Source organism: Amaricoccus tamworthensis (assembly GCF_049800875.1).
GTDB lineage: Bacteria > Pseudomonadota > Alphaproteobacteria > Rhodobacterales > Rhodobacteraceae > Amaricoccus > Amaricoccus tamworthensis.
In genome coordinates, this window is sequence record NZ_JBNAFV010000003.1 from 319,403 (window position 1) to 327,500 (window position 8,098).

Consider the following 8,098-nt stretch of genomic DNA (forward strand, 5'->3'; position numbering starts at 1 on the left):
ACAGGCGGCCCATCAAGGTAGCGACCGGCAATAGTTTTTCGCGCACTGCAAACAGCCCCTGCCACGCGCCTCTTATTGCGCACAACAGGGTGTTCACATCAGGTAACAAGCAGGACGATAACAAGACCCCAAAGTGTCAGCAGCGTGTTGCTGACCGCGTAAGGCACGGTATAGCCCAGCATGGGCACGTCACTCTGCGCCTGCTCACCGACCATCGCCACCGATGCGGTCGAGGTGCGTGATCCGCCACAACAGCCGAGGTTGATTGCGTCATGGAAACGAAAGATGTGTTTTCCGATGAGCGGTGCCAGCAACATGGGCACCGAGGTGGCCACAACTCCCCAGACGAAGAGACCAAATCCGGCCTCCTTAAGTCCCGCGATAAATGTGGGTCCAGACGTCAGGCCAACCACGGCGATAAATACATTGAGGCCGACCGAGTTCATAAACCAAAGCGTTGGTTGAGGGATGTTACCGATCTGCGGCTTCACCGTACGCAGCCAACCGACAAAAATACCCGCAAGCAGCGCACCACCGGAGGTACTTAGGGTGATCGGAACTCCGGCGATTGGGAACACATAGGCACCGATCAGTCCACCAATCAAAATGGAAAGACCAACGAGAACCATATTCGTGATCGTCTGAGGCCGGTCTGCGAATCCTACAGTCTTCGCAAAGCTCTCGACATGAGTTTTCGAGCCGGCCACACGCAGAATGTCGCCACGATGAATTTTGGTACCTGGCATCACGGGGATATTCACTGCAGCCGATCCACGACGGATGGAGTTGAGATACACTCCGCGGGTATACGGCTCTTTCGCAATGTCGATCAGTTCCTGACCATCCATTGCTTTTGATGTAACCAGCACATCAACCGCCTCGACGGGCACGTCCAGCAGTTCCCGGTCGTCCACCTCCTCAGCCGCTCCGAACAGATGCACCAGGACATCCCGGCGACCCGAAACCGCAACCACATCGCCAGCTTTCAGGGTTGTATCGTCGCCCGGTGAAACGAGTTCACCGTCGCGCCGCAACCGTTCAATGAAAATGCGCTCCCCTTCAGCAAATGCTTCCGCGCCAGCGCGGGTTTTTCCTTCGACGGCCCCGCCGGGCTTAACACGGTAAGCACGAAGTTCCCGCGCCCGCCAGGCGCTGATGTAGTTGGCATCCTGCGTTCCGCCCTTAAGGACGTCCCGCTCATACTGCTTGCAGGCATCGGCAATATTGACGCCGAGCAGTTTCGGACCAACGAAAGCCAGGATCCAACCCGTCCCAATCGTGCCGTAGAGATAGGTAATCGCATAGGCCACCGGGATCCTTGACATTTCCGTCTGGGCTTCTTCCGGCGTTAAACCGAGGTTACGTATTGCGTCCTCTCCCAATCCAATCGACGCGGAAATTGTCTGCGCCCCCGCGAGAAGACCAGCCGCGAGGCCCGGACCGTAGCCAGCGACAATCGCAGCGACATAAACGGTGGCGAGGCAAAGGCCTGAAACGACAACGGCGAACACCGCCTGTGGCGCTCCATCCGTCGCAATTCCTCGAACAAATTGCGGACCGACACCAAAGCCCACGGCGAACAGGAACATGATAAAGAAGATCGATTTAACCTGTCCGGAAACCTCAATACCAATCTGACCGATCAACACACCGGCCAGCAGGGTGCCAGTTACGGCGCCAAGGCTGAAACTCCCGAACCTCTTGTTTCCAATCCAGTAACCCACCGCAAGCGTGAAGAATATCGCGACGTGCGGGTTGGCCCGAAGGGTTTCAACAATGTAACTCCACATGGGTTTTCCCTGCTCCTGTGAAAATATGGCGACCGGACCCGCGCGTTGCGGGTTCCTGCAAGCCGCTACGTTTTTATTTCCGAACGTGTTCGCTGGCGTGGTCTGGCCGAATGAGTTTCAGGCCCTTTGCAAGCTCAAAGCCGTGAATCTCGGTCACATCCAGTTTGCGCATGAAGTCGATGGTCTCCTTCGAAATCACCTGACCAGGAACCATGATCGGAAACCCCGGAGGGTAAGGAATCACAAAATTGGCTGAAATCATCTCCGGACCATTTTTCAGGCGCTTGTCGACCTCGGGACTGTCGAGAGGTACATATTCGCAACCTTCAGGATAGTAAGCGCTGAAGAAGGCAGACCGCATGTCTCCTTCCCAGGTTTTCTTCCCGGCGTCCCACCGAAACGCATCGTGAAAGTGGCTGAAGTCAGGCAAATTGGGTACATCCTCCATCAGGGACTTGACCCGCGCCTCAAAGGTTGCCCTCGCGTTTTCGCCACCCCGTGCCAGATCTTTCTCGAGGTTTTGGCAAATTTGCAGCAGCACCCTGACAAGCTGCGCCACATCGCTCCGTGTGTTGTTGATGTTCGACTGCAGGAGAACCGAATTTCGAGACGTTTTGTTCAGCTGAATATCGAACTCTTCGGCGAGAAGTTTTTTGAACTGGGTGCCATCAAATCCGGCGGTGCCACAAACCAGCGTCATCCGGGTCGGGTCGAGACAAAACTCATCCTCGTGCATCGAACGGACCTGATCCGTCCAGGAGATGCCTTCGTCCAGGAAATCCGTGAAACCGCTGGTCCGGTATTCCGCCGGTACCATCTCATCCGCTCCCAGGACACGGAAATACTTCGAAATTAGCGGATGGCTGTTAATCTCGTTCCGGATGTCGAGCGCAATCTCAATTGCATTCGCAACAAGGCCATAACCCTCCAGTTCCATTTGCCGCCGGGCAACATCCAGACTGGCGATGAGCTGCTGGTTTGGGCTGGTGGAGGCGTGCGTAAATACCGCCTCGTGGAATTGTGCCTCAACCTCACCGAAATCCACATCCCTGACGAGCAGCATCGATCCCTGCCTGAGAGACGACATGGACTTGTGGGTTGAGTTCGTCTGATACACCCGCAGCCTGATCTGACGCGGATCCGGGATCAGTCTTGTCTCGAGCAGCTTGGCAGCTTTGGGGTTTTTCCCGAGCTTCTTCTGCTGCTTTTCGTATTCCTCAACAGACGCAGGGTCTTTCATCCAGGTTTCAATTGCTTCCGCCGCACCCATCGCGGTGCGCTGACGCAGAAATGGCGACCAGCGGGCAAATCCGAACCAGGCTTCATCCCAGAGGAAAATAAGATCCGGCTTGATGGCCAGACACTCCTCCATGACCCGTCTTGTGTTGTAGATGTGCCCATCGAATGTACAATTCGTGAGGTCCACCATTTTTACCCGGTCAAGCCGGCCCTCCGCCTTCAGGTCGAGAAGCGCATTCTTGATCGAAGAAAGGGGGACCGCGCCGTACATGGAGTATTCCGTCATTGGGAATGCTTCGATGTAAAGCGGCTGTCCACCTGCCAGGACCAGACCGTAGTGATGGGATTTATGGCAGTTTCGATCCAGCAGAACGATGTCACCCGGCGCCACCAACGCCTGATGCACCATTTTGTTGGACGTCGATGTTCCGTTGGTCACGAAGAACACGTGGTCCGCGCCGAACGCCCGGGCCGCCATTTCCTGCGCTTCCTTGATGTTGCCGGTGGGCTCGAGAAGACTGTCGAGTCCTCCGGTCGTAGCCGAGGATTCAGCCAGGAAAATGTTCAGCCCATAGAACTCGCCCATGTCGCGAATCCAGTCGGATTTGAACACGGATTTGCCGCGTGCGATTGGCAGCGCGTGGAAGGTACTGATTGGACGCATCGCATATTTCTTGAGGTTGTCAAAAAATGGCGTACGAAACCGATCGGACACGCCTTCAAGGATGCAGAGGTGGAGTTCCAGGAGTTCCTCCACCGAGTACAGCACCCGGCGAAAATCAGATGCGCGCGGGTCTCCGGCCACGCGCTCCACGTGCCGGTCGGACAGCAGATAGATATCCACCTCCGGCCGGATTTTTTTGATTGCGCCGGCGAGCGACAACGGGAGGTCATCCTCCGACAGGTGCTCCGCATCCAATCCAGCGGATGTGAGGAACTGTCGAAGCGCGGGAACGGATCCCTTGGTTTCCAGATCAAACCCTTCGTAGAGAGTTACCGCCGAAACTGCGGGGTTCAGCAGGACCGCACAGATCGCTTCCTCAAAACTTCCGACAACCACCGCCTCGTAAATGAACGGGTCCTCGGGTCGACGAAGCCGACGTATTTGGTCGATGATATGATCCGCCCGTGTGGCTGCACCAGGCGCAACGAACAGAGTCTCGAAATAGGGACGGTGCGACTGACCCCGCGCAAGGGTGGTCGTGTTGATCTCAGGAGGTGCCTCTGCGGCAGCCTCTGCCGTCATCCAGTCACCCGGATCCTCCTTGTAAGTTCGGTCCAGAATGGATTCGGAAATGCGCTGGACCAAAGAAACCGCTGAATCGGCCTGCCCGCTCTCGATCCTGTCGCGCAGCGTGGCGATGAGCTTGTGGCCTGGATAGGCAAAGAAACGTTCGTTCGGCCCCAGCGCCTCGAATGCCGACATGACATCCGACTGCAACTGCGGGTCGCGGGTCCATTTCCGCGCGGTCGCGTGAAGGCTGCGCCAGTTGTCCGTCCGTGTCCCTGGAAGCGAAAAAAAATGATCAATACGACTGTCCTGCCCCGATACGGGCATAATTTTCTTTTTTGGCATGGGTTTTGTCCCTCGCGGAAACCTTATGTCCTGAAATCCCTGACTGATCGTAGCCAGGCGTGCGGCAGCGGTTCCACAGGCGGTATGTAGTTAACTGTAAAGCCCACGCCGCAAACACGACGAGACGCGCGCTAATCGACGTCGGCAGTTTCCAAGAACCACCGGAGTTCCCTCTCGAGTTCATCCAGAATCTCGCGATATTCCCCTATTTCCGGACGTAAATTCGCATCCGGACGAGCTTCGAACCGGCGCAGCGATGCATTAGCCAGCGCAAAATCCTCGCACACGGACCTGAAATAGGCATTTTTGAGATACAACCTGCGCACTGGCGATCCCTCTTCGGGAAACCGGGCGAGAACATGTGCCAACGCGTGCATAAGGCCGCCTTGCCTCTCCTGGACCGGGCAACCGGCACCCGCAAACGGGACCGGCACCCTTGCATATTTCGTCAGAAATCCTCAGGCAAAAAGCCGCAACGGTGAGGTACGTAACCGTTAACACGCCGAACGTACCGGTCGCGGCCCCCTGGACCAGTCCCGCACTAACAGTGACTTACATCCTCCCGGTTCGGACAATGGTCCCCATAGAGATAGTGTCATCCGGGTGACCCAAATTGGGACTTATGGGACTACGCGGATTCCACCGTGAACCCGGAATCGAAAAAAGGGGGAGAGCGTTAGTGGCCAACGGGACAGAAACTGCTGCTGATTTGCACCCTTCGGCGCCACATTATTTGCCATCATTCGTGCCGGGTCCTGACGGAGGTGACTGGCTCCTCGTTGCAGTGGCGGTTCTGCTCCTGCTGATCGTGGTGGCCATAGGTGTATTTTATCTCAAGCTGCATCACCTTCCCGAACATATGGCTCATAAGGGCCAAAAGGTTCAGTACGAAATCGTCGCGGTACTTTGCCTCATCGCCCTGTTCACGCACAATCATGCCTTTTGGATAGTGGGTCTGTTGCTGGCCCTGGTGCCAATTCCGGATTTTTCAACACCCCTGAACCGGATGGCCGCCGCACTCGGGCGCATGGCGGGACTGTCAGGCACGAGAAGCCAATCCGCTGACACAACCGCTACGGATGCGGCCCCTCACCAGACCGAAACCTGACATATGCTCGAATTCCTGCTCTGCTCGCTTATCACCATCCTGCCCGACTACCTTTATCGGCGCTTTGCACAGGGCAAGAGGTTCGGACATGAAATCAACCTCTTCTCAGTTTGGTACGAACTGCGTTGGGGTATCACGCTCTGCGTCATTTTGACGATTTGCCTGATCACCGCTGTTTTCTATTTTCATCCCACGACCAAGGCCGTGAACTCGACCTTTCGAACGGTGACCATCCTACCCGAGAGCAATGGTCGCGTGGCCGAGACATTCGTCGAAATAAACCAGAAGGTGGAAGCGGGCCAACCGTTGTTCCGTCTTGACGACCTGGAGGAACGGGCAGCACTAGAAACGGCGCGCAGAAAAATTGCCGAAATCGAGGCGGCCCAACGGGTCGCCCGGTCAACGCTGAGGGAAGCCGAAGGCCGCATCATCCAGGCACGCGGACACCTGAAACAGGCGCGGGACGAGTATGATACCCGAAATCAGCTGTTGCGACAGGCAAGCAGCGCAATATCGGAGCGGGAAGTTGAAAGAGCGCTCGTTCAGGTTCAAACACAGATCGGCGCGGTAGATGCCGCCGTCGCGGCCCGGGATACCGTCCAGGCCGAACTGGACTTCCAGCTGCCATCGCAAAAAGCGCGGGCCGAGGCTGAACTGGAGGAAGCGCAGGTTGCGCTCGACAAAACCCTGGTCGTGGCGGGAACGGATGGATATGTGCAGCAGTTCTCTCTGCGGCCCGGAGACGTGGTCAATCCCATGTTCCGACCGGCTGGTATCCTGGTGCCGGAGCGCAACGTGAACGGCCTCGCGGCTGGTTTCGGGCAAATTCAGGCGCAGATCATTCATCCTGGTATGCTGGGCGAGGTCGCCTGCCCCTCCCGTCCGTGGGAAATCATACCGATGGTCGTGACCGAGGTTCAGGATGTCATTGCGGCCGGTCAGGTCCGACCAACCGATCAGCTCGTTGATATCGGCCAGATGCCCCAGGCAGGTACCATCACCGTGATCATGGAACCCCTTTATATCGGTGCCCTTGATGGCCTGCCCCAGGGCGCGTCGTGCATCGCCAATGTCTACACCAGCAATCACGAACGTCTGGACGAGCCGGGGTTGAGCACCGGGCAATGGATCGTTCTTCACGCAATCGACACGATCGGACTGGTGCACGCTGCAATACTTCGCCTGCACGCTGTCCTAATGCCGATCCAGACGCTGGTTTTGACCGGACACTAAGTAAATCCGCATGCCATGATGCCGCGTTTCAGAATGTCACAGTAAATCACTGCGTGCCTGACTTGTCCCAATCTGTGCAGCCTGCTGAATTATTTGCACGCTTCAGAATTAGCCAAAGGATCATTTGACATGACACGAACGGTAATACGCAGGCTCATCGCAATTGTGACGATCTCTTATTCAATACTCCTGCCCACGGCGCAGGCCCCTGCGCAAACGGGACAGGCCTCAGATTTCTCCGACTTTCCTTTTTTGATTTACTGCGAATACGAGAAAATTGGTCATGCCTACTATTTCTCACAACTCAATCCCGATGGCACAGCCATATTCATGACGCCCGACAGTCAGGTCGGCACCATAACAGTGAACGGCGTCGCCCGACGCGTCGACGGCCAGCGTTCCGGAAGCTGCAGCGGAAAGACACTGGCCGATCTGAGAGCCGAGAAGCGGGCATTCGACCTGCTTCGCTGACAGGTCGGCCAGAGAAAAGAAGCCTCAGGCGGTAATTGATACGCCCTTTGCCGCCTGGTAGGCCTGAACGTAACCACGCGCGATAGACCGAACCGCACGGCCAATCTGCAAATATGCCTCATCATCAAAATTGGCGAAGGACACCCTTGCGAACCAGTTTGGTGCCGCAAAGCCGGAACCATTGAGCAGAACAATGCCATGTTCCTCGGCAAGCCGAAACGGAATGTCGAGGGGATGAATATTCTCCTTCACCCAGGTAACGACATCTTCGCCCACATATTTCCGCAACCAGAATTCCAAATCAATGATGCCGTAATAATGGTCGAAATAGGGGCCAGTTCAGGCGGCCAGCCTCCCGGGACGGGCTTGTATCAGGACAAAAGTACCTTGTGAGGCGCACCGCGACTTATGCGCAAGTTCGAAAGTGCTTTAGAACGATGGTTGCGGGGACAGGATTTGAACCTGTGACCTTCAGGTTATGAGCCTGACGAGCTACCGGGCTGCTCCACCCCGCGACGCTTTTGCAGAGTTGCAGTTTTGTGCTGCGTGACGGGGAAGGTTTCCCCGTATCGGCTTCTGCGTGCCGTCTGGTATTTGATTGAGACCGTAAGAGAGCGTTTGGTGTGTCTGACAGGTTTGGCGGTGACCTACTCTCCCACGTCTTAAGACGCAGTACCATCG

The 8,098-nt window shown here is 56.3% G+C and carries 6 protein-coding genes, 1 tRNA gene and 1 rRNA gene (1 of these 8 only partly in view); 3 read left to right on the forward strand and 5 right to left on the reverse strand.

Annotation, left to right across the window (positions count from 1 at the left end):
- Nucleotides 1-98: 98 nt before the first annotated feature.
- Together aspT and ACP15P_RS08925 are read right to left on the reverse strand one after the other, a co-directional pair.
- Complete coding sequence (gene aspT / locus ACP15P_RS08920; protein WP_424928120.1) at nucleotides 99-1,790, reverse strand: aspartate-alanine antiporter; 1,692 nt, start codon at nucleotides 1,788-1,790, stop codon at nucleotides 99-101.
- A 73-nt stretch (nucleotides 1,791-1,863) separates the two neighbouring features.
- Complete coding sequence (locus ACP15P_RS08925) at nucleotides 1,864-4,605, reverse strand: ornithine decarboxylase (protein ID WP_424928121.1); 2,742 nt, start codon at nucleotides 4,603-4,605, stop codon at nucleotides 1,864-1,866.
- Between the two features lie 745 nt (nucleotides 4,606-5,350).
- Here ACP15P_RS08925 and ACP15P_RS08930 point away from each other — a divergent pair.
- The 3 genes from ACP15P_RS08930 (at nucleotide 5,351) to ACP15P_RS08940 (ending at nucleotide 7,417) form a co-directional block, all read left to right on the forward strand.
- The gene (locus tag ACP15P_RS08930; protein ID WP_424928122.1) at nucleotides 5,351-5,713 is read left to right on the forward strand and encodes a hypothetical protein; all 363 of its coding nucleotides are present in this window, start codon (nucleotides 5,351-5,353) and stop codon (nucleotides 5,711-5,713) included.
- A 3-nt stretch (nucleotides 5,714-5,716) separates the two neighbouring features.
- Nucleotides 5,717-6,946, forward strand: a complete 1,230-nt coding sequence (locus tag ACP15P_RS08935; protein WP_424928123.1) for an HlyD family secretion protein — start codon at nucleotides 5,717-5,719, stop codon at nucleotides 6,944-6,946.
- Between the two features lie 129 nt (nucleotides 6,947-7,075).
- Nucleotides 7,076-7,417, forward strand: a complete 342-nt coding sequence (locus tag ACP15P_RS08940) for a hypothetical protein (RefSeq protein WP_424928124.1) — start codon at nucleotides 7,076-7,078, stop codon at nucleotides 7,415-7,417.
- A 24-nt stretch (nucleotides 7,418-7,441) separates the two neighbouring features.
- Here ACP15P_RS08940 and ACP15P_RS08945 read toward each other — a convergent pair whose 3' ends face one another.
- The 3 genes from ACP15P_RS08945 to rrf form a co-directional block, all read right to left on the reverse strand.
- Nucleotides 7,442-7,705: a hypothetical protein gene (locus tag ACP15P_RS08945; protein WP_424928125.1), complete on the reverse strand. Its 264-nt coding sequence runs from the start codon at nucleotides 7,703-7,705 to the stop codon at nucleotides 7,442-7,444.
- A 150-nt stretch (nucleotides 7,706-7,855) separates the two neighbouring features.
- Nucleotides 7,856-7,932: transfer RNA gene (locus ACP15P_RS08950), tRNA-Met, on the reverse strand.
- A 119-nt stretch (nucleotides 7,933-8,051) separates the two neighbouring features.
- A 5S ribosomal RNA gene (gene rrf, locus ACP15P_RS08955) occupies nucleotides 8,052-8,098 on the reverse strand; it runs 68 nt beyond the window's last position.

What these genes read in the sequence shown, in the direction of transcription:
- aspT (WP_424928120.1), bottom strand. Translation starts at nt 1,790, where the DNA reads ATGTGGAGTTACATTGTTGAAACCCTTCGGGCCAACCCGCACGTCGCG.
- ACP15P_RS08940 (WP_424928124.1), top strand. Translation starts at nt 7,076, where the DNA reads ATGACACGAACGGTAATACGCAGGCTCATCGCAATTGTGACGATCTCT.
- ACP15P_RS08925 (WP_424928121.1), bottom strand. Translation starts at nt 4,605, where the DNA reads ATGCCAAAAAAGAAAATTATGCCCGTATCGGGGCAGGACAGTCGTATT.
- ACP15P_RS08935 (WP_424928123.1), top strand. Translation starts at nt 5,717, where the DNA reads ATGCTCGAATTCCTGCTCTGCTCGCTTATCACCATCCTGCCCGACTAC.